21 protein-coding genes, 4 tRNA genes and 1 riboswitch are annotated in these 19688 nt (G+C 75.6%); of the genes, 24 read left to right on the forward strand and 1 reads right to left on the reverse strand.

Going from position 1 to position 19688, the window contains the following annotated elements; translation table 11 throughout:
* The first annotated feature begins 19 nt into the window (after positions 1 to 19).
* Positions 20 to 1078: a cell division protein ZapE gene (zapE, locus tag ACWCOM_RS08050; RefSeq protein WP_454548223.1), complete on the forward strand. Its 1059-nt coding sequence runs from the start codon at positions 20 to 22 to the stop codon at positions 1076 to 1078.
* A 177-nt stretch (positions 1079 to 1255) separates the two neighbouring features.
* Here the strand turns inward: zapE and ACWCOM_RS08055 are convergent.
* Positions 1256 to 1327, reverse strand: a tRNA-Val gene (locus tag ACWCOM_RS08055).
* Positions 1328 to 1601: 274 nt separating this feature from the next.
* On the opposite strand from ACWCOM_RS08055, the gene ACWCOM_RS08060 reads away from it, so the two are divergent.
* The 23 genes from ACWCOM_RS08060 (at position 1602) to trpA (ending at position 19641) form a co-directional block, all read left to right on the forward strand.
* Positions 1602 to 1674: transfer RNA gene (locus ACWCOM_RS08060), tRNA-Gly, on the forward strand.
* 60 nt (positions 1675 to 1734) lie between these two features.
* Positions 1735 to 1805: transfer RNA gene (locus ACWCOM_RS08065), tRNA-Cys, on the forward strand.
* A 50-nt stretch (positions 1806 to 1855) separates the two neighbouring features.
* Positions 1856 to 1930, forward strand: a tRNA-Val gene (locus ACWCOM_RS08070).
* 155 nt (positions 1931 to 2085) lie between these two features.
* Positions 2086 to 2940 (forward strand): cytochrome, encoded by an 855-nt coding sequence (locus ACWCOM_RS08075; RefSeq protein ID WP_454548224.1) that lies wholly within the window; start codon positions 2086 to 2088, stop codon positions 2938 to 2940.
* 77 nt (positions 2941 to 3017) lie between these two features.
* Entirely contained in the window at positions 3018 to 3611 is a 594-nt protein-coding gene (gene def, locus ACWCOM_RS08080) for a peptide deformylase (protein ID WP_454548225.1), read from the forward strand.
* A gap of 29 nt (positions 3612 to 3640) precedes the next feature.
* Entirely contained in the window at positions 3641 to 4564 is a 924-nt protein-coding gene (gene fmt, locus ACWCOM_RS08085) for a methionyl-tRNA formyltransferase (protein WP_454548226.1), read from the forward strand.
* The gene (locus tag ACWCOM_RS08090; RefSeq protein WP_454548227.1) at positions 4561 to 6168 is read left to right on the forward strand and encodes an RsmB/NOP family class I SAM-dependent RNA methyltransferase; all 1608 of its coding nucleotides are present in this window, start codon (positions 4561 to 4563) and stop codon (positions 6166 to 6168) included. Before fmt ends, ACWCOM_RS08090 begins: the two co-directional genes overlap by 4 nt.
* Before the next feature lie 31 nt (positions 6169 to 6199).
* Complete coding sequence (gene rpe, locus ACWCOM_RS08095) at positions 6200 to 6865, forward strand: ribulose-phosphate 3-epimerase (protein ID WP_454548228.1); 666 nt, start codon at positions 6200 to 6202, stop codon at positions 6863 to 6865.
* Positions 6866 to 6925: 60 nt separating this feature from the next.
* Positions 6926 to 7065, forward strand: a riboswitch (FMN riboswitch).
* Between the two features lie 116 nt (positions 7066 to 7181).
* On the forward strand, positions 7182 to 8240 hold the full coding sequence (gene ribD / locus ACWCOM_RS08100; protein WP_454548229.1) for a bifunctional diaminohydroxyphosphoribosylaminopyrimidine deaminase/5-amino-6-(5-phosphoribosylamino)uracil reductase RibD: 1059 nt from the start codon (positions 7182 to 7184) through the stop codon (positions 8238 to 8240).
* Between the two features lie 95 nt (positions 8241 to 8335).
* Entirely contained in the window at positions 8336 to 9010 is a 675-nt protein-coding gene (locus ACWCOM_RS08105; protein ID WP_454548230.1) for a riboflavin synthase, read from the forward strand.
* Positions 9010 to 9684 (forward strand): 3,4-dihydroxy-2-butanone-4-phosphate synthase, encoded by a 675-nt coding sequence (gene ribB / locus ACWCOM_RS08110; RefSeq protein ID WP_454548295.1) that lies wholly within the window; start codon positions 9010 to 9012, stop codon positions 9682 to 9684. The genes ACWCOM_RS08105 and ribB overlap by 1 nt, the downstream gene beginning before the upstream one ends.
* Complete coding sequence (locus tag ACWCOM_RS08115; protein WP_454548231.1) at positions 9681 to 10382, forward strand: GTP cyclohydrolase II; 702 nt, start codon at positions 9681 to 9683, stop codon at positions 10380 to 10382. Before ribB ends, ACWCOM_RS08115 begins: the two co-directional genes overlap by 4 nt.
* Positions 10379 to 10858 carry a 6,7-dimethyl-8-ribityllumazine synthase gene (gene ribH / locus ACWCOM_RS08120; RefSeq protein WP_454548232.1) on the forward strand — a complete coding sequence of 160 codons (480 nt, stop codon included), beginning with the start codon at positions 10379 to 10381 and terminating at the stop codon, positions 10856 to 10858. Before ACWCOM_RS08115 ends, ribH begins: the two co-directional genes overlap by 4 nt.
* A 74-nt stretch (positions 10859 to 10932) precedes the next feature.
* Positions 10933 to 11196 (forward strand): phosphoribosyl-ATP diphosphatase, encoded by a 264-nt coding sequence (locus ACWCOM_RS08125; RefSeq protein ID WP_047801456.1) that lies wholly within the window; start codon positions 10933 to 10935, stop codon positions 11194 to 11196.
* Between the two features lie 41 nt (positions 11197 to 11237).
* Positions 11238 to 12083, forward strand: coding sequence for an ATP phosphoribosyltransferase (hisG, locus tag ACWCOM_RS08130; protein WP_454548233.1), 846 nt, complete (start codon positions 11238 to 11240; stop codon positions 12081 to 12083).
* Positions 12084 to 12138: 55 nt separating this feature from the next.
* A complete protein-coding gene (gene hisF, locus ACWCOM_RS08135) occupies positions 12139 to 12903 on the forward strand; it encodes an imidazole glycerol phosphate synthase subunit HisF (protein WP_454548234.1) in 765 nt (254 codons plus the stop codon).
* A gap of 191 nt (positions 12904 to 13094) precedes the next feature.
* Positions 13095 to 13274, forward strand: coding sequence for a hypothetical protein (locus tag ACWCOM_RS08140; RefSeq protein ID WP_454548235.1), 180 nt, complete (start codon positions 13095 to 13097; stop codon positions 13272 to 13274).
* A 177-nt stretch (positions 13275 to 13451) separates the two neighbouring features.
* Positions 13452 to 13832 carry a phosphoribosyl-AMP cyclohydrolase gene (gene hisI, locus ACWCOM_RS08145; RefSeq protein WP_454548236.1) on the forward strand — a complete coding sequence of 127 codons (381 nt, stop codon included), beginning with the start codon at positions 13452 to 13454 and terminating at the stop codon, positions 13830 to 13832.
* Positions 13833 to 13884: 52 nt separating this feature from the next.
* Positions 13885 to 15483, forward strand: a complete 1599-nt coding sequence (locus tag ACWCOM_RS08150; protein ID WP_454548237.1) for an anthranilate synthase component I — start codon at positions 13885 to 13887, stop codon at positions 15481 to 15483.
* Positions 15476 to 16075, forward strand: coding sequence for a Trp biosynthesis-associated membrane protein (locus ACWCOM_RS08155; protein WP_454548238.1), 600 nt, complete (start codon positions 15476 to 15478; stop codon positions 16073 to 16075). Before ACWCOM_RS08150 ends, ACWCOM_RS08155 begins: the two co-directional genes overlap by 8 nt.
* A gap of 173 nt (positions 16076 to 16248) precedes the next feature.
* Positions 16249 to 16512, forward strand: a complete 264-nt coding sequence (locus tag ACWCOM_RS08160) for an HGxxPAAW family protein (protein WP_454548239.1) — start codon at positions 16249 to 16251, stop codon at positions 16510 to 16512.
* Positions 16513 to 16666: 154 nt separating this feature from the next.
* Positions 16667 to 18793: a tryptophan synthase subunit beta gene (trpB, locus tag ACWCOM_RS08165; RefSeq protein ID WP_454548240.1), complete on the forward strand. Its 2127-nt coding sequence runs from the start codon at positions 16667 to 16669 to the stop codon at positions 18791 to 18793.
* Positions 18794 to 18822: 29 nt separating this feature from the next.
* Positions 18823 to 19641: a tryptophan synthase subunit alpha gene (gene trpA / locus ACWCOM_RS08170; RefSeq protein WP_454548296.1), complete on the forward strand. Its 819-nt coding sequence runs from the start codon at positions 18823 to 18825 to the stop codon at positions 19639 to 19641.
* Positions 19642 to 19688: the final 47 nt, after the last annotated feature.

Below are 19688 nucleotides of genomic sequence, written 5' to 3' on the forward strand. Positions count from 1 at the left end.
CGGACAGAGAGGTCTCCCCGTGAGCATCCGCATCGAACACCTCACCGACCGCCGGCCGCACGTGTCGGCCGACGAGCTGCTGGCGGGCTTCCGCCCGTCCGAGCGCTTCGGCGAGGTCTCGTTCGACACCTACCGCCCCGATCCCCAGCAGCCGTCCCAGGCCGGGGCCGTGCGGGAGCTGCGCGCCTTCGCGGACTCCGTGGGACGGGCCGGCTCCGGCGGCGGCTTCTTCGCCAAGCTCTTCGGCGGCGCCCCCCGCTCGGCCGGCGTCCGCACGGGGATCTACCTCGACGGCGGCTTCGGCGTGGGCAAGACCCACCTGCTCGCCTCCCTGTGGCACGCCGTGCCCGGGCCGAAGGCCTTCGGCACCTTCGTGGAGTACACCAACCTGGTGGGCGCGCTGACGTTCCGCAAGGCCGTCGACGCCCTGAGCACCTACCAGCTGGTGTGCATCGACGAGTTCGAGCTCGACGACCCCGGGGACACCGTGCTCATGTCCCGCCTGATGCGCGAGCTCGCCGACGCCGGGGTCCGGATCGCCGCGACGTCCAACACCCTGCCCGGCTCCCTCGGCGAGGGCCGCTTCGCCGCCCAGGACTTCCAGCGGGAGATCCAGGTGCTGGCCGACCAGTTCGAGGTCGTGCGCATCGACGGCGAGGACTTCCGCCACCGCGGCCTGCCGCAGGCGCCGGCGCCGCTGTCCGGCGACGAGCTCGAGCGCGCCGTCGAGGAGCGGTTCCCGGGCCGGGTGGTGGCCGCGGACGCGTTCGCCGACCTGATCGAGCACCTCTCCGGGGTGCACCCCTCCCGGTACCGCAAGCTCCTGGAAGGGATCGACGCGATCGTGTGGCAGGACGTGCACACGATCGAGCAGCAGGCCGTGGCCCTGCGCTTCGTGGTGCTCGCCGACCGGCTCTACGACAAGAACCTGCCGATCATCGCCTCCGGCCGGCCCTTCGACGAGGTCTTCACGGCCGAGATGATGGCCGGCGGCTACCAGAAGAAGTACCACCGGGCGGTCTCGCGGCTCACCGCCCTGGCCCGGGAGGGGATCCTGGGGGACGTCCGCACGGCCTGAGGCCGCCGCCCGGGCGCCCCGCCGGCACCCGGCTCCCGCGTCCGCCCGCGCCGCCCTCCCGGGGGCGGACGCGGGCGGACGCCGCCGTCGCCGACCCGGAGCGTACCCGTCGGGGGACGGTACGACGACGAGGGCCCCGGCTGAGATGATCTCAGCCGGGGCCCTCGTCGGTGCTCGTGCGCGATACTGGGTTCGAACCAGTGACCTCTTCGGTGTGAACGAAGCGCGCTACCACTGCGCCAATCGCGCTCACTGCTCGAAAACCATAACCCACAACCGCGCCGTGGACCAATTCGGCCGCCCGGCCGCGGCGCCCGCCGCCGATTTGGCGTTCCGGAAATCCGTCCCGTACAGTCTCTGCCTGTCGGGAACACCGACGGGTTCCGGCGAACGGACCGGCCGCGAGGCCGGAACGCTCCAGGACCCCGGCGGATGTCGCAGGACCCGGTCGGCGGGAACGCCGGGCGCAGGGGCTGTGATAGAGTTCCACACCGGAAGATCGAGAGATCCCCCGGAAAGACATGCGGACGTAGCTCAGCTGGTAGAGCACCACCTTGCCATGGTGGATGTCGCGGGTTCGACTCCCGTCGTCCGCTCGCAGGAATCGGCATGTCCCATGCCGTGACCGACGGCCCTGTCCGCGAGGACGAGGCCCCGGTGGGGTGGCCGAGTGGTTAGGCAGCGGCCTGCAAAGCCGTCTACGCGGGTTCGAATCCCGTCTCCACCTCGGTGCACGACCCACCATGCTTGACGGCCTCTCCGGAGGCCGCCGGTCAAGCGCGATTGGCGCAGCGGTAGCGCGCTTCCCTGACACGGAAGAGGTCACTGGTTCGATCCCAGTATCGCGCACCACCCGAAGGCCCCGGCTCCCCGAGCCGGGGCCTTCGTCGTGCCCGGCGGGGCCCGGGCGTCCCGTGTCCGAGGCGGTGGGTAGCCTGCGGCCCAGGACCCGGAGCACCGGGGACTCCCGGGGGAGCCCGGGACGCGACGGAGAGGCGACGAGCAGCGTGACACAGCCCAGGCTGGCCGAACAGACCGAGTACGGACGGATGTACGCGAGGTCTACCTCGGAGCAGGCCACCGTCCCCTCCATCACCACCGTGCTCTCCCGCGCCGCCACCGACCTCGACGGCTGGTACGGCTACTCCGCCGCGCAGGCGGCGGTGCAGGACGACCGGCTGCGCGCGGCCCTGGGCTCGCCCGCCCAGCTGCGCGCCGTGGTGCGGGACGCCGCCCGGGCCGCGCAGCGGCACCGGGACGACGCCGCGGCCCGCGGGGACCGGGTGCACACCTACGCCGAGCAGATCGCGCTGCGCGCCCTCGGGAAGCCCCACCGGGCCGTGGAGGCGCGGGCCGCCCTGGCCGAGCACGGCGAGGAGCGTTTCGCCTCCCGCTTCGACGAGTGGTGGGACCTCTACGCCCCCGAGCCCCTCGCCGTGGAGGTCACCGTCTGGAACTCGACCGTCGGCTACGCCGGCACCCTCGACCTCGTCGCCCGGATCGCGGGCAAGGTCTGCCTGATCGACTACAAGACGAAGGGCACGGACCGGGACGGGCGCGTGAAGTCCCTGGACACCAAGGTCGTCACCCAGCTCGTGGCCGGGCTCAAGGCCGAGGAGTCCCTGGTGGACGCCGAGGCCGGCACCTGGGAGCCGTGGGCCTACGGCGGGGCGGACCTGCTGCTGGGGGTCGCGGTCGGCGAGACGGAGGTCGTGCCCGTGCAGGCCGTGCCGGCGGTGCTCGAGCAGCACTGGTACAAGTTCTGCGCCCTGCACCGGCTGTGGACCCAGGAGACCGCCCTCGCCGCGGCCGGCCCCGCCCTGCGCCCCGTGCCGCCGCCCCCGCCGCGCGAGCAGGCCTAGGACCCCGTGGGGCGGGCCCGCGTCCCGCGCCCGGCGCCCGGCCCGTAGACTTGTCGGGTCGAGAGCGAGGTTGCCCCATGCCCATCCTGCCCATCCGCACCATCGGCGACCCCGTCCTGCGCACCCGCGCGTCGGAGGTCACGCAGTACGACGACGCCCTGCGCCGGCTCGTCGCCGACATGACCGAGACGATGCTCGACGTCGGCGGCGTCGGCCTCGCCGCCCCCCAGGTCGGGATCGGGCTGCGCCTGTTCACCTGGGCGGTCGAGGGCAGCGCGGGACACGTGGTCAACCCCGTCCTGGAGGTGGGCGACGAACCCCAGGAGGGCGGCGAGGGCTGCCTCTCCGTGCCCGGCCTCGGCTTCGACACCCCGCGCCGCGACTGGGCCCGGGTCACCGGCACCGACCAGGACGGCCGGCCCGTCGCCGTCGAGGGCACCGGGCTGCTCGCGCGCTGCCTGCAGCACGAGACCGACCACCTGGACGGGCGGCTGTACGTCGACCGCCTCGTGGGCGCCGCCCGGAAGGAGGCGCTGCGGGCGATCCGCGCCGCCGACTACGACGGGGTCGTCCACGGCGTGGCCGGGCAGCGGGCCGCGACCGTGGGCTCCTCCTTCGGCACCGGCACCGCCTTCGGTTCCGGCACCGCTTTCGGCTCCTCCCGCGGCTGAGCCCCCCGTCCCCACCCCTCTGGAGAGCAGTGAAGATCCTCTACGCCGGCACGCCGTCCGTCGCCGTGCCGCCCCTGGCCCACCTGGCCGACCGGCCCGACGTCGAGATCCTCGCCGTCCTGACCCGCACCGACGCCCCCGTGGGCCGCAAGAAGGTGCTCACGCCCTCGCCCGTGGCGCAGGAGGCGCACGAGCGGGGCCTGCCCGTGCTCAAGGCCAACCGGATCGACGCGGAGCTGACCGAGCGGATCCGGGAGCTGGGCGCGGACGTGGCCGCGGTCGTCGCCTACGGCGCGCTGGTGCCCCAGGCGGCCCTGGACGCCGTGCCGCACGGCTGGATCAACCTGCACTTCTCCCTGCTCCCGCAGTGGCGGGGCGCCGCCCCCGTGCAGCGGGCGCTGATGGCCGGGGACACGCTGGTGGGCGCCAGCACCTTCCTGCTGGAGGCCGGGCTGGACACCGGCCCCGTCGTCGGGACGATGACCGACGAGGTGCGCCCCGAGGACACCGCCGGCACGGTCCTGGAGCGGCTCTCCCGCACGGCGGCGCCCCTGCTGGCCGACTCGCTGCGCGCGGTGGTCGACGGCACGGCCCGGCCCGCCGCCCAGCGGGGCGACGTCACGCTGGCCCCCAAGCTCACCGCGCAGGACGGGCGGGTGCGCTGGGCGGACCCCGCCCTGGCCGTGGTGCGCCGGGTGCGCGGGACCACGCCGGAGCCCGGGGCCTGGACCCAGCTCGACGGCCGCAGGATCAAGCTCGAGGGCGTCACCGCCCGCCCCGACGTCCGGGACCTCGCGCCGGGGGAGTGCGCGCTGCGGGGCGGGGCCGTGCTCGTGGGCACCGGCTCGGGCGCGGTGCAGCTGGGCGCGGTGCAGCCCGCCGGGAAGAAGACCATGGACGCCGCCGCCTGGGCGCGGGGCCACAACACGGGAGACAGGGTGGTGTTCGAGTGAGCGAGCGCGAGAACCGGGGGCGCGACGACCGCCAGGACGACCGCCGGGGCGGCCGGGACCGGCGCCCCGGGGGCGAGCGGCGCAACGCCCGGGGCCACGAGCGCAACCGGCGGGCCCGGGCCGATCGGACCTTCTCCTCCGCCGCGCCCTCGGCCCGGACGCGGCGGGCCGACCCGGCCCGGCTGGCCGCCTTCGAGACGCTGCGCGCGGTCTCCGAGGAGGGCGCCTACGGCAACCTGGTGCTCCCGAAGGCCGTGCGGGCCCACCGGCTGGACCGGCGCGACGCCGGCTTCGCCACCGAGCTGGCCTACGGGGCGCTGCGCTGGCAGGGGACCTGGGACGCGGTGCTGAGCCGGTGCGTGGACCGGCCGCTGGCCGATCTCGACGGCGCGGTGCTCGACGCCCTGCGCCTGGGCGTGCACCAGCTGCTGGCGATGCGGGTGCCCGACCACGCCGCCCTTGACCAGACGGTCGGCCTGGTGCGGGCCGTGGTGGGCGCCGGGCCCGGGTCCCTCGTCAACGCGGTGCTGCGCAAGGTCGCCGCCCGCGACCTCGCCGCGTGGATCGCCGCGCTGGGCGAGGACGCGGCCGACGAGACCGCGCGGCTCGGCCTGGCCCACGCCCACCCGGCGTGGCAGGTCCGCGCCCTGCGCCAGGCCCTGGTGGCCCACGGCCGGCCCGGCACCGAGCTCGAGGCCCTGCTCGCGGCGGACAACGAGGCCCCCGTGGTCAACCTCGTGGCCCTGCCCGGCCTCGGCGAGCTGACCGAGGCCTTCGCCGCCGGCGCGGAGGAGGGCGCCCTCGTGCCCGGCTCCGCCCTCAGCAGCGGCGGCGACCTGCACCGGCTCGCCTCCGTGCGCGGCGGCGGGGTCCGGGTCCAGGACGCCGGCTCCCAGCTGGTGGCCCGCGCCCTGGCGGCGGCCGGCGGCGGGACGGCCGAGGGCGGGGACGCCCCGGGCGAGCGCTGGCTGGACCTGTGCGCGGGCCCCGGCGGCAAGGCCGCGCTGCTGGCCGCCCTGGCCGCCCGGCGCGGGGCGCACCTGACGGCCAACGAGGTGGCCCCGCACCGGGCCGAGCTGGTCCGCCAGGCCCTGCGGCCGGTGCCCGGGCACGCGTGGTCGGTGCGCACCGGCGACGGCCGCGCCACCGGCGAGCTGCTCGGGGGCCGCCCCGCGGAGGAGGCCGGCTACGACCGGGTGCTCGTCGACGCCCCGTGCACCGGGCTCGGGGCGCTGCGCCGGCGTCCGGAGTCGCGCTGGCGCCGCACCCCGCGGGATCTGGCCGAGCTGGGGCCGCTGCAGCGGGAGCTGCTGGACGCCGCCCTCGACGTCGCCCGCCCCGGCGGCACGGTCGCCTACGCCACGTGCTCCCCGCACGCGGCCGAGACCCTCGCCGTGGTCCAGGACGTGCTGGGCCGCCGGGAGGACGTGGAGCTCCTCGACGCCCTCGGCCCGGCCCGCGAGGCCGCCCTGCCCGGGGCCCTCGAGGGGGACCGGGACCCGTCCCGTCCCTGGGAGGGCGGCGCCGGACCCGCGACCGTCCAGCTGTGGCCGCACGTGCACGGCACCGACGCCATGTTCCTGGCCCTGCTGCGCAAGCGCTGAGCCCCCGCCCCCGACCACCCAGGAGTCCTCCGTGCCCCAGCCCTGCATCCACCCCTCGATCCTCTCCGCCGACTTCGTCAACCTCGAGGCCGAGCTGGCCCGGATCGCCGACGCCGACGCCGTGCACGTGGACGTCATGGACAACCACTTTGTCCCCAACCTCACCCTCGGGCTGCCCGTGGTGGAGCGGCTGCTGGCAGTCAGCCCGGTCCCGCTGGACGTGCACCTGATGATCGAGGACGCCGACCGCTGGGCCACCGGCTACGCCGAGCTCGGCTGCGCGTCGGTCACCTTCCACGCGGAGGCCGCGCGCGCCCCGCTGAAGCTGGCGCGCGAGCTGCGCGCCCACGGGGCGCGGGCCGGCATGGCCCTGCGCCCGGCGACCCCCGTGGAGCCCTACCTCGACCTGCTCCCGGAGCTGGACATGCTCCTGGTCATGACGGTGGAGCCCGGCTTCGGCGGGCAGGCCTTCCTGGACGTCACGCTGCCGAAGATCCGCCGGGCGGCCGAGGCGATCCGCGCCGGCGGCGGACGGGTGGCCCTGCAGGTGGACGGCGGGATCACGGAGGAGACGATCGTGCGCGCGGCCGAGGCGGGGGCCGACACCTTCGTGGCCGGGTCCGCCGTCTACGGGGCGGGGGACCCCGGGGCGGCCATCACGGCGCTGCGGCGGGCCGCCCACGACTCCCGGTCCTGACCGGAGCCCGCCGCCGGTGCCGCCGGACCCGCGGGCCTGTGCCATAATCGGGCTCAAGCACAACGTGTTCCGGGGTCGGTGCAAGTCCGAACCGGCGGTCACAGTCCGCGAACCGTGCGGCGCCCCGGCGGGGCGGGCACGGCCGAACCGGTGGAACTCCGGTACCGACAGTCACAGTCTGGATGGAAGGCAACACGTTCGACGGCCCTCGCGGCGCGCCCTGCCGGGCCGCCGCGGCGCCGGTCGCGGCCCCACGGGCCCGGCCGTCGGCGCCGTCGTCCTGTCCCCGGAACCGACCCGGGAAAGGACGACGCGAATGGACCCGCAGCACCGGCCCGGCGGAGACGCCGAACGGTCGATCATGCGGACCGCCCTGCACGCGGCCGCGCGCGGCCCGCGCGGGGCCAACCCCCTGGTGGGCGCCGTACTCGCCGACGCCGCGGGCCGGATCCTGCACGTCGGCCACCACCGCGGGGCGGGCACCGCCCACGCCGAGGTCGACGTCCTGCAGCGCGCCGCCTCCGCGGGCACGGACCTGCGCGACGCCACCATGTACGTCACCCTCGAGCCCTGCAACCACTGGGGCCGCACCGGCCCGTGCGCCGAGGCCATCGTGGAGGCGGGGGTGCCCCGCGTGGTCTTCGGGGCCCCCGACCGGACCGCCGCCGCCGCCGGCGGCGCCGCCACCCTGCGCGCGGCCGGGGTGGAGGTGCGCTCCGGCGTGCTCGCCGAGGAGGCCGAACGGCTCAACGACCGCTGGGGCGAGACGATGCGCGCCCAGCGGCCCTTCATCACCCTCAAGGTCGCCCAGACCCTCGACGCCCGGATCGCCGCGGCGGACGGCACCAGCCAGTGGATCACCTCCGCCCCGGCGCGCGAGCACGGCCACGACCTCCGGGCCCGCGCCGACGCCGTGCTCGTGGGCACCGGGACGGTCCTGGCCGACGACCCGCGGCTCACCGCCCGGGCCGGGGACGGCGCCGCCGTCCCGCGGCAGCCGCTGCGCGCGGCCATGGGGCTGCGCGCCGTCCCGGCCGCCGCGGCTATGCGCGGCAACGACGGCCGGTTCCGCCACCTGGTCACCCACGACCCCCACGCCGCCCTGGCCGAGCTCTACGACGCCGGGGCCCGGCACGTCCTGATCGAGGGCGGGGCCACGGTCGCCGCGGGCTTCCTGCGCGCCGGCCTCGTCGACGAGATCAGCCTCTACCAGGCGCCGCTGCTGCTGGGCGCCGGCCGCGCGGCGTTCGCCGAGCAGGGCATCGGCACCCTCGCCGACGCGTCCCGCTGGCGGCTGGACCCCGTGGGCGGGGGACCGGTGCAGCAGCTGGGCCCGGACCTGTGGATCCACCTGCGGCCCGCCCCCGCCGGCTGAGCGCACCGACCGACCGCACCGACCGACCGCACCGACAGACTCCAGCGCCGGACCGCACCGCCGGACCGCACCGACAGAGAAAGAGGACACGCCGCATGTTCACAGGAATCGTCGCCGGGCAGGGCACCGTGCGTTCCGTCGAGTCCCGCCCGGACGGCAGGAGCGCCCGCCTCCTGGTGGACGCGGGCCCGCTGGTCGCCGACCTGCCGCACGGCGGCTCCCTGGCCGTGAACGGCGTGTGCCTGACGGCCACGCGCACCGAGGACATCGGTGCCGGGCAGTTCCTCGCCGATGTCATCGGCGAGACGCTGGCGCGCACCACCCTCGGGGCGCTGGCTCCCGGCGACACCGTGAACCTGGAGCGGTGCGTGCCCGCCGGCGGGCGCCTGGACGGCCACGTGGTCCAGGGCCACGTCGACGGCACCGGCACCGTCGTCGCCCGGGAGGACCTGGGGGAGTGGGAGCGGGTGCGGATCGCGGTGCCCGGGGAGCTCGCCCCCTTCGTCGCGGAGAAGGGCTCGGTGGCCGTGGACGGGGTGTCCCTGACCGTCACGGCGGTCAGCGTCCCCGGCGCCGCCGAGCCCTGGTTCGAGATCGGGCTCATCCCGGCCACCCTGGCCGAGACCACCCTGGGACGGCGCCCCGTCGGCGCGTCCGTCAACCTCGAGGTCGACGTCCTCGCGAAGTACGCCCAGCGGCTGCTGGCCTTCGCCCGGACCGACAGCACCCCGGCGCCGGAGGCCGGGCCCACCGCAGGAGAAGGAGCATGATGCGCACCAGCAGCACCCGGACGGACACGGGCCCCGGCACGGGCGGGGACGACCAGCAGATCCGCCTGGACCCCGTGCGCTCGGCGGTCGAGGCGATGGCGCAGGGCCGGCCGGTGGTCGTCGTGGACGACGCCGACCGGGAGAACGAGGGCGACATTGTCTTCGCGGCCCAGCACGCCACCGCCGAGCTGATGGGCTTCACCGTCCGGCACACCTCCGGCGTCGTGTGCGTGCCGATGACCGGTGAGCGGGCGGACGCGCTGAACCTCCCGCCGATGGTCGCCGTCAACGAGGACTCCAAGGGCACCGCCTACACGGTCACCTGCGACGCCTGCCACGGCGTGAGCACCGGCATCAGCGCGGCGGACCGGGCGCTCACCGCCCGGGTCCTCGCCGACCCGTCCGCCGGCGCGGAGGACCTGACCCGGCCCGGCCACGTCCTGCCCCTGCGCGCCGCCGGCGGCGGCGTCGCGGTCCGCCGCGGGCACACCGAGGCCGCCGTCGAGCTGTGCGTCCTCGCCGGCCTGGAGCCGGTGGGGGTCATCGCGGAGCTCGTCCACGACGAGGGGGAGATGATGCGGCTGCCGGCCCTGCGGGCCTTCGCCGACCGGCACGGCATCCCGCTGGTGAGCATCGAGGACCTGGCGGAGCAGCTGCGCGGGGACCGCCGATGACGCCGGAGTCCCTGCTGGTGAGCTCCGCGCCCGTGGTCGTGCCCACCCCCGAGGGGCGGTTCGAGGTCGTGGGCTGGCAGGTGCCCGGACGGCCCGGGGAGCCGGCCGCCGAGCACCTGAGCCTCACCGCCCCGTCCTCCGAGCGGGTGCCCGTGGGCCAGCCCCCGCTCGTGCGGCTGCACTCCGAGTGCCTCACCGGGGACGTCTTCGGCTCCTACCGGTGCGACTGCGGCCCGCAGCTGCACCTGGCCCTGCGCCGGATCGCCGACGACGGCGGCACCCTGCTGTACCTGCGCAACCACGAGGGCCGCGGGATCGGCCTGGTGAACAAGCTGCGGGCCTACAAGCTCCAGGACGGCGGGGCGGACACCGTGGAGGCCAACGAGCTGCTCGGCCTGCCCGCCGACGCGCGCGACTACACCGCCGCCGCGGCCATCCTGCACCGGCTGGGCCTGACCCGGATCCGGCTGCTCAGCAACAACCCCGCCAAGGCCGAGCGGCTGACCGAGCTGGGCATCGACGTCGTCGCGATGGTGCCCAACGAGGTCCCGGCCCGGCCCGAGAACCACGACTACCTCGCGACCAAGCGGGACCGCATGCGCCACCGCCTGCGCCACGTCGACGACACCACCGCACACCCCGACGGCCCGGCGCCCGCCGGCGACCGCACGAACAGCACAGGAGACCTCACCCCATGAGCGGACACGGAGCCCCCGACATCGACCTGACGACCGCCGACGCGAGCGGGCTGCGCGTCGCCGTCGTCGCCTCGAGCTGGCACACGGTGATCATGGACGGGCTGCTCGACGGCGCCCGCCGCGCGCTCGCCGACGCCGGCGTGAGCGACGCGGCGGTCGTGCGCGTGCCGGGCAGCTTCGAGCTGCCGGTCGCCGCCGCCCGTCTCGCGCCCGGACTGGACGCCGTGGTGGCCCTGGGCGTGGTCGTGCGCGGGGGCACCCCGCACTTCGACTACGTCTGCTCCGCCGCCACCCAGGGCCTCACGGACGTCTCCGTGCGCACCGGGGTGCCCGTCGGCTTCGGCGTGCTGACCTGCGACACCGAGCAGCAGGGCCTCGACCGCGCCGGCCTGGAGGGCTCCCAGGAGGACAAGGGCTACGAGGCGACGGCCGCCGCCGTGCAGACCGCCCTGCTGCTGCGCTCCCTGGGCGTCTGAGCCCCCGTGCCCCCTCGGGCCGGCCGTGCGCCGGCCGGTCCGGGGGAGCCCGCGGACCCATTACGCTGGTAGTCGTGAAAACCTTCGAGACCCTCTTCGCCGAGATCAGCGACAAAGCCGTGACCCGACCGGAAGGCTCCGGCACGGTCCGGGAGCTGGACACCGGGGTGCACGGGATCGGCAAGAAGGTCGTCGAGGAGGCCGCCGAGGTCTGGATGGCGTGCGAGTACGAGACCTCCGAGCAGGCCGCGGAGGAGATCTCCCAGCTGCTCTACCACCTGCAGGTCATGATGGTCGCCAAGGGCCTGACGCTCGAGGACGTCTACCGCCACCTCTGAGCGCCCCGCCCCCGCCCCACCGAAGCCGAGAAGGATCCCCCATGCTGCGTGTCGCAGTGCCCAACAAGGGCGCCCTGTCCGAAGCCGCCGTCACCATGCTCAAGGAGGCCGGGTACCGGCAGCGCCGGGACTCCCGCGAGCTGGTGCTCGTGGACCCCGAGGCCAACATCGAGTTCTTCTACCTGCGCCCCCGCGACATCGCGGTGTACGTGGGCGGGGGCACCCTCGACGTCGGGATCACCGGCCGCGACCTGCTGCTGGACTCCGGCGCGCACGCCGACGAGGACCTGGCCCTGGACTTCGCCCGCTCCACCTTCCGCTTCGCCGGCCCCGCCGGCCGCTACTCCTCGATCGCCGAGCTGGCCGGCCGGCGCATCGCCACCAGCTACGACGGGCTGCTGCGGGACTACCTGGCCGCGCGCGGCGTGGACGCCTCGGTGGTGCGCCTGGACGGGGCGGTGGAGTCCTCCATCCGGCTGGGCGTGGCCGACGCGATCGCCGACGTGGTGGAGACCGGCAACACGCTGCGCGCCGCGGGCCTGCAGGTGTTCGGCGAGCCCATCATGACCTCCGAGGCCCTCCTGATCCGCAGCCGCCGGGCGGAGGAGCCCGAGGGGCTCTCCGTGCTGCGCCGCCGCCTGCAGGGCGTGCTCGTGGCCCGGCAGTACGTGATGATGGACTACGACGTCGCCGAGGACCTCGTCGAGGCCGCCACCCGGATCACCCCCGGCATGGAGGGCCCCACCATCTCCCGGCTCGGGCGCGGCAACGCGTGGGCCGTGCGCGCCATGGTCCCGAAGACGGAGACCAACAAGGTGATGGACGCCCTCTACGACGTCGGCGCGCGCGCCATCCTGGTCTCCCCGATCCAGGCCGCCCGCATCTGAGCGCGCTCCCCACCCCTTCCCACCCTCTCCCACCGCAGCCGAGGAGGTCCCGCCCGTGGGCGTTGCCGTACGTGTCATCCCGTGCCTGGACGTCGACGCCGGGCGCGTCGTCAAGGGCGTGAACTTCGAGAACCTGCGCGACGCCGGGGACCCGGTGGAGCTGGCCAAGCGCTACAACCAGGCCGGCGCCGACGAGCTGACGTTCCTCGACGTCACCGCCTCCTCGGCCGCCCGCGCCACGACCTTCGACGTGGTCTCCCGCACCGCCGAGGAGGTCTTCATCCCGCTCACGGTGGGCGGCGGCGTGCGCGCGGTCGCCGACGTCGACCGGCTGCTGCGCTGCGGGGCGGACAAGGCCTCGATCAACACCGCGGCGGTCGCCCGGCCCGGGGTGATCGACGAGATCACCGGGCACTTCGGCAGCCAGGTGCTGGTCCTCTCCCTCGACGCCCGCCGCACGGGCAACACCCCCTCCGGCTTCGAGGTCACCACCCACGGCGGACGCACCCTCACGGGCCTCGACGCCCTGGAGTGGGCGCGGGAGGCCGAGGACCGCGGGGTGGGGGAGATCCTGCTCAACTCCATGGACGCGGACGGCACCCGGGAGGGCTTCGACCTGGAGATGATCCGGGCCGTGCGCGCCCGGGTGCACGTGCCGCTCATCGCCTCGGGCGGGGCCGGGGCGCCCGAGCACTTCCCGCCCGCCGTGGAGGCCGGGGCCGACGCCGTGCTGGCGGCCTCCGTCTTCCACTTCGGGCCGGTGCACGCCATCGCCGAGGTCAAGGACGCCCTGCGCGCCGCGGGCCACGAGGTCCGCTGACCCGGGGGCCGCGGCCCGGCTCCTCCCGCGCCGGGGCGGCCGCCGCCGTCGTCGGCGACCGTCGTCCGACGCCGTCGTCCGCCACCGTGCGGAGGGGTGGGGGAGACCGTAGCCGTGGGCCGGTGCCGGGCGTACAGTCGGCAGTGAGCTGACGACAGTCGCTCGACAGGCCGACCGCGAAGGAGTCCACCGTGGGACTGAACAGCATCATCAGGAGCTTCACCGGACGGGGCGCCGGGGGCACCGCCGGCCGGGGCACCGGAGGCCGCCGGGCCACCCGCGGCGTCAACGCCGCGGGGCAGGCCGGCGCCGGCCGGAACACCGGGCGCAGCCTCGGGGGCCGGCTGCGGGGGCTGCTCAACCGCCGCTGACCGCCGCCGACCGCAGTGGGGCGCGGCCCGGTCACCGCCGACCGCCGCGCCGACCGAGCCGGGCACCCGCAGGGGTGCCCGGCTCCGCGCACGCCCCGACCGGTCCCGGCGGGCCGGCCCCACCCCGCGCCGGTGCCGGGGAGCCGCCCCCCGGCACGGGTCGATAGGATGGGGGCGATGAACGAGCAGAGCCCCGCACCCGGAACCGACGTCCTCGACCCCGCCGTGGCGGCGCGCCTCAAGAGGGACCCGGCCGGTCTCGTGGCCGCCGTGGTCCAGCAGCACGACACCAAGGAGGTGCTCATGCTGGGCTGGATGGACGACGAGGCCCTGCGCCGCACCCTCACGGAGGGCCGCGTGACGTTCTGGTCCCGGTCCCGCCAGGAGTACTGGCGCAAGGGCGACACCTCCGGGCACGTCCAGCGCGTGCACCGCGTGAGCCTGGACTGCGACGGCGACGCCCTGCTCGTGCAGGTCGACCAGACCGGCGCCGCCTGCCACACCGGCACCCGCAGCTGCTTCGACGGCCGCGACCTCGGCGCCGCCGCCGCCGTCTGAGCCACCCCCCCCCGCTCTCCCCGTCCGCCACCAGGAAGTCAGGTCGACACCCATGCAGGACCTGGGCACCATCAGCCCCACCCTCGACGAGTTCCGCGCCCTCGCCGCGCAGCGGCGCGTGATCCCCGTGCGCGTCAAGATCCTCGCGGACGCCATGACCCCGATCGGTCTCTACCGCGCCCTCGCGCTCGAGGACGGCGCCGCCCGTCCCGGCACGTTCCTCATGGAGTCCGCGGCCGAGGGCGGGGTCTGGTCCCGCTACTCGTTCGTCGGCGCCAACTCCCGGGCCACCCTGACCGCCAAGGACGGGCAGGCCCACTGGATCGGCCGGGCACCCGCCGGCGCCCCCACCGGGGGCAGCCCGGTCGAGGCGCTGCGGGACACCATGGCGCTGCTGCACACAGAGCGCTTCGAGGACGTCCCCCCGCTGACCTCCGGTCTCGTCGGCTTCGTGGGCTGGGAGGCCGTGCGCCGCTGGGAGAAGCTGCCGCACCCGCCCGAGGACGACCTGCACCTGCCCGAGCTGGCCATGAACCTCGTCTCCGACATCGCCGTCCACGACAACACCGACGGCACCGTCCTGCTCGTGGCCAACGCCGTGAACTTCGACGGCACCGACGAGCGCGTCGACGAGGCCTGGGCGGACGCCGTGGACCGGGTGCACGCGATGCTCGAGAAGCTCGCCCGGCCCCTGGACCACGTCACCGCCTCGACGCTCACCGGCACCGACGAGATCCGCGGCGACCTCGAGGCCAAGGTCGCCCAGAGCTGGGACCGCACGCTGTTCATGAACTCCATCGTGGAGGGCAAGAAGGCGATCGTGGACGGGGACATCTTCCAGGTCGTGGTCTCCCGCCGCTTCGAGACGGAGTGCACGGCCGACTCCCTCGACGTCTACCGCATGCTGCGGGCCATCAACCCCAGCCCCTACATGTACCTGTACAGCTTCGAGGACGCGGACGGGCGCCCCTTCTCCATCGTGGGCTCCTCGCCGGAGGCGCTCGTGACCGTGACCGGGGACCAGGCCGTCACCCACCCCATCGCCGGGTCCCGCCCCCGCGGGCGCACCGTGGACGAGGACCTCGCCCTCGAGCGGGACCTCCTCCAGGACGAGAAGGAGCGCTCCGAGCACCTCATGCTCGTGGACCTCGCCCGCAACGACATCTCCAAGATCGCCGTCCCGGGCTCCGTGGAGGTCACCGAGTTCATGGAGGTCGAGCGCTTCAGCCACATCATGCACCTGTGCTCCAACGTCGTCGGGCGGATGCGCCCGGACGCCACCGCCTACGACGTCCTCGCCGCGACCTTCCCCGCCGGGACCCTCTCCGGCGCCCCCAAGCCGCGCGCCCTGCGCCTGCTCGACGAGTACGAGCCGCTGCGCCGGGCCGTCTACGGCGGGGTGGTCGGCTACCTGGACTTCGCCGGCGACATGGACATGGCCATCGCCATCCGCACCGCCCTGCTCGTCGACGGCAAGGCCTACGTCCAGGCCGGCGGCGGCATCGTGGCGGACTCCGACCCCGAGACCGAGGCCCTCGAGTCCCTCAACAAGGCCACCGCCCCGCTGCGGGCGGTCCTGCTCGCCGAGCGGCTGCACGAGCTCGACCTCGAGCGCACGGCCGTGCCGGGCGCCGGTGCCGGACGTGCCTGAGGCCACGGCGTCCCGGCGGGCGCGGCTCTCCCGCCGCTCCACGGTGGTGCTGGCCACGCTGGTCGCCGCGCTCGCGGTCTTCGCCTGCTCGGCGGCCACCTGGGTCGCCGCGACGGTGCGGACCACGCTGGAACCCGTCACCGTGGACGTCGCCGGCTCCGACGCCGCCCCGGCGGTCACCGCCCTGGGGCTGGTCGCCGCCGCCGGTGCCCTCACCACGGCCATCTCCGGGCGCGTGCTGCGCTCCGTGGTGTCCGCGGTGGTGGTCCTGGCCGGTCTGGGCGCCCTGGCCGCGTCCGTGGCCGTGCTGGCCGACCCGGCCGGCGCCGCGCAGACCGCCGTGGGGGAGTCCACGGGCATGGTCAACGCCGGCGGCGAGTTCGCCCTGACCCTCTGGCCGTGGCTCGCCGCGGTCGCGGCCGTGCTGGTCACCCTGTGCGGCGCGTGGTCCCTCGTGGCGGGGCGCTCCTGGACCCCGGCCCGGCGCTACGAGCGCACCGGCACGGGAACGGCCCCGGGCGCGAGCGCCGGCCGCGGGGACGAGATCGACTCCTGGGACGCCCTCACGGAGGGGCGCGACCCCACCGCCTGAGCTCCTGTCCGCGGCCGGGGGCGGGCACCGCGCCCGGCCCCGCGGCCGGTGCGCGTCCCCGGCCCCGGGGTGGCACAATGGAGCGAGACAGACTGTCAGCAACCGCCGCGCCCCGCCGGGGCCCGGCGAGCGGGGCCGGACGGCCCCGGCAGGGAAATCGGGAGTGCAGCAACATGGCAAACGAGAACCAGATCGTCCTCGACCACACGGGCTTCGTGGGGCACGGCAACACGCTGGCCGCCTGGGTGACCATCGGCATCATGTCCGTGGGCGTCATCGTCGGCGTCACGGGCTTCACCGTGGGCAACACCCCCGTGCTGATCGTCGGCATCGGCCTCGTCGTCGTCGGCCTGATCGCCGGTGCCGTGCTCCGCTCCATGGGCCACGGGGCCGGCTCCGAGCAGCGCAAGCACGAGGCCCGCAACCACCACGGCTGAGCGCGCGCCGGCACGGCCCGGCACCGCGCAGCACCGGTCACGGCCGGGCGGACCCCCGGGGCCCGCGCCCGGTCGTCCCGGCACGGCCGGGTCCCCGGCCCGGTCCCCGCAGCACGCAGAGAGGCGGCCGCCGCCGCCGAGAGGACAGGAATCCATGTCGCAACAGAGCACCGGGACGGTCCTGGACGCCATCATCGAGGGCGTCCGCGCCGACCTGGCCGAGCGCCGGGAGCGGGTCGGGCTCGACGAGCTCCGCGCCGCCGCCGCCCAGCGCCCGCCGGCGTTGGACGCCGAGTCCGCGCTGCGCGGACCCGGCCCGGACGCCGTGCAGATCATCGCCGAGGTCAAGCGCGCCAGCCCGTCCAAGGGCGCCCTGGCCCCGATCGCCGACCCCGCCCTGCTCGCCGCCGGCTACGAGCGCGGCGGGGCCTCCGTGATCTCCGTGCTCACCGAGCAGCGCCGCTTCAACGGCTCCCTGGCCGACCTCGACGCCGTGCGCGCGGCCGTGGGGGTGCCGGTGCTGCGCAAGGACTTCACGGTCGACGAGTACCAGATCTGGGAGGCGCGGGCGCACGGCGCCGACCTGGTGCTGCTGATCGTGGCCGCCCTCACCGACGAGCAGCTGCGCCGCTTCCTCGACCTCACCCACGAGCTGGGCATGCACGCCCTCGTGGAGACGCACACCCCCGAGGAGATCGAGCGCGCCGTGGCGGTGGGCGCCCGCATCGTGGGCGTCAACGTGCGCGACCTCAAGACCCTCGACACCGACGTGGAGACCTTCGGCCGGCTGGCCGGCCTGCTGCCGCAGGACGCGGTGCTCGTGGCCGAGTCCGGCGTGGTGGGCGAGGAGCAGATCGAGCTGTACGCCTCCCACGGGGCGAAGGCCGTGCTGGTCGGCGAGGCGCTCGTGCGCAGCGCCGACGCCGCGGCCACCATCGCGGGCTTCCGCACCTCCGGTGCCGCGGCCCGGGCCCGCCGGCACGTCCCGGACGGCGAGGCGGAGTCCGTCGCCGCGCGGGCCGCGTCGCTGCGCGAGGCCCCGGGCCCCTACTTCGGGGACTTCGGCGGGCGCTGGATGCCCGAGTCCCTGGTCGCCGCCCTGGACGAGCTGACGGACACCTTCGACAAGGCCAAGGCGGACCCCGAGTTCACCGCGGAGTTCCAGCGGCTCTCCCGCGACTACTCCGGGCGCCCCTCCCTGCTCACCGAGGCCCACCGCTTCGGCGCCGAGGCCGGGTGCCGGGTCTTCCTCAAGCGCGAGGACCTCAACCACACGGGCTCGCACAAGATCAACAACGTGCTCGGCCAGGCCCTGCTCGCCCGCCGGATGGGCAAGACCCGGCTGATCGCCGAGACCGGTGCCGGCCAGCACGGGGTCGCCTCCGCGACCGCGGCCGCGCTGTTCGGCATGGAGTGCGTGGTCTACATGGGGGAGGAGGACACCCGCCGGCAGGCCCTCAACGTGGCCCGCATGGAGCTGCTGGGCGCCACCGTGGTCCCCGTGACCAACGGCTCCCGCACGCTCAAGGACGCCATCAACGAGGCCCTGCGGGACTGGGTCGCCTCCGTGGAGCACACCCACTACCTGCTCGGCACCGCGGCCGGCCCCTACCCCTTCCCCGCGATGGTGCGCTACTTCCACGAGCAGATCGGGGAGGAGGCCCGCGCCCAGGTCCTGGACCAGGCCGGGCGCCTGCCGGACGCGGTGGCGGCCTGCGTGGGCGGCGGCTCCAACGCCATCGGCATCTTCCACGGCTTCCTGGACGACCCCTCGGTGGAGCTCTACGGCCTCGAGGCCGGCGGGGACGGCGTGGAGACCGGCCGGCACGCCGCCACCATCTCCCTGGGCCGGCCCGGGGTGCTGCACGGCGCCCGGACCTACCTGATGCAGGACGAGGACGGCCAGACCCTGGAGTCCCACTCCATCTCCGCTGGCCTCGACTACCCGGCCGTCGGCCCGGAGCACTCCTACCTGCACGACATCGGACGGGCCCGCTACGAGGCGATCACCGACACCGAGGCGATGGAGGCGTTCCGGCTGCTGTGCCGCACCGAGGGCATCATCCCCGCGATCGAGACGTCCCACGCCCTGGCCGGGGCGCTGAAGGTCGGCCGGCGCTGGGTCGAGGAGCTCGGGGCGGAGACCGCCGCCGAGAAGATCATCGTCGTCTCCCTCTCCGGGCGCGGCGACAAGGACGTGGCCACGGCCGCGGAGTGGTTCGGGATGCTCCCGGACGACAGCGCCGAGGCGGAGCTCGGCGAGAAGGGCGAGCGACTGTGAGCACCACCCACCCCGACGCCGGCACCGACCTGGCCTCCCGCGTCCTGCCCGCCGAGCTGGGCGGCAACCCCGACTCGCGGCTCGCCGCCCGCATCGCCGCCTGCCGGGAGCAGGGCCGGCCCGCGCTCGTGGGCTACCTCCCCGCGGGCTTCCCCACGGTCGAGGAGTCCGTGGAGGCGGCGGTGGCCCTGGGCCGCAACGGCGCGGACGTCATCGAGATCGGCATCCCCTACTCGGACCCGGTCATGGACGGTCCCGTCATCCAGCACGCGACGACGACGGCCCTGGCCAACGGCTTCCGGGTGGCCGACGTCTTCCGCGTGGTCCGGGCGGTCGCCGAGCGCACCGACGCCGTGCCCGTGGTGATGACCTACTGGAACCCCGTCCTGCAGATGGGCGTGGACACCTTCGCCGAGCGGCTGGCCGAGGCCGGGGGAGCGGGGATCATCACCCCGGACCTCATCCCCGACGAGGCCGCCGAGTGGTTCGCCGCCTCCCAGGCCCACCACCTGGACCGGATCTTCCTGGCCGCCCCCTCCTCCTCGCGCGAGCGCCTGGACCTGGTGGCCAAGGCCGCCACCGGCTTCGTCTACGCCGTCTCCGTGATGGGCGTGACCGGGGCCCGGGACGCCGTCTCCGACGTGGCCGAGCAGCTGGTGGCCGACACCCGCGCGGCCGGCGCGCAGCACGTGTGCGTGGGGCTGGGCGTCTCCCGCCGGGCCCACGTCGAGGAGATCGGCGCCTACGCGGACGGGGTGATCGTGGGCACCGCCCTCGTGAAGGCCCTGGCCGACGGCGGCCCCGAGGCCGTGGGCGCCCTGGCCCGCGAACTGGCCGGCCTGGCCTGACAGCGGGGCGGAGCGGCCCGGACCGGGCCCCCGCCCCACCCCACGTC

The sequence above is a fragment of the Kocuria sp. KH4 genome, assembly GCF_053711175.1.

What these genes read in the sequence shown, in the direction of transcription:
- def (WP_454548225.1), top strand. Translation starts at nt 3,018, where the DNA reads ATGCCCATCCTGCCCATCCGCACCATCGGCGACCCCGTCCTGCGCACC.
- ribD (WP_454548229.1), top strand. Translation starts at nt 7,182, where the DNA reads ATGGACCCGCAGCACCGGCCCGGCGGAGACGCCGAACGGTCGATCATG.
- ACWCOM_RS08105 (WP_454548230.1), top strand. Translation starts at nt 8,336, where the DNA reads ATGTTCACAGGAATCGTCGCCGGGCAGGGCACCGTGCGTTCCGTCGAG.
- ribB (WP_454548295.1), top strand. Translation starts at nt 9,010, where the DNA reads ATGCGCACCAGCAGCACCCGGACGGACACGGGCCCCGGCACGGGCGGG.
- ACWCOM_RS08115 (WP_454548231.1), top strand. Translation starts at nt 9,681, where the DNA reads ATGACGCCGGAGTCCCTGCTGGTGAGCTCCGCGCCCGTGGTCGTGCCC.
- ribH (WP_454548232.1), top strand. Translation starts at nt 10,379, where the DNA reads ATGAGCGGACACGGAGCCCCCGACATCGACCTGACGACCGCCGACGCG.
- hisG (WP_454548233.1), top strand. Translation starts at nt 11,238, where the DNA reads ATGCTGCGTGTCGCAGTGCCCAACAAGGGCGCCCTGTCCGAAGCCGCC.
- hisI (WP_454548236.1), top strand. Translation starts at nt 13,452, where the DNA reads ATGAACGAGCAGAGCCCCGCACCCGGAACCGACGTCCTCGACCCCGCC.
- ACWCOM_RS08150 (WP_454548237.1), top strand. Translation starts at nt 13,885, where the DNA reads ATGCAGGACCTGGGCACCATCAGCCCCACCCTCGACGAGTTCCGCGCC.
- ACWCOM_RS08160 (WP_454548239.1), top strand. Translation starts at nt 16,249, where the DNA reads ATGGCAAACGAGAACCAGATCGTCCTCGACCACACGGGCTTCGTGGGG.
- trpB (WP_454548240.1), top strand. Translation starts at nt 16,667, where the DNA reads ATGTCGCAACAGAGCACCGGGACGGTCCTGGACGCCATCATCGAGGGC.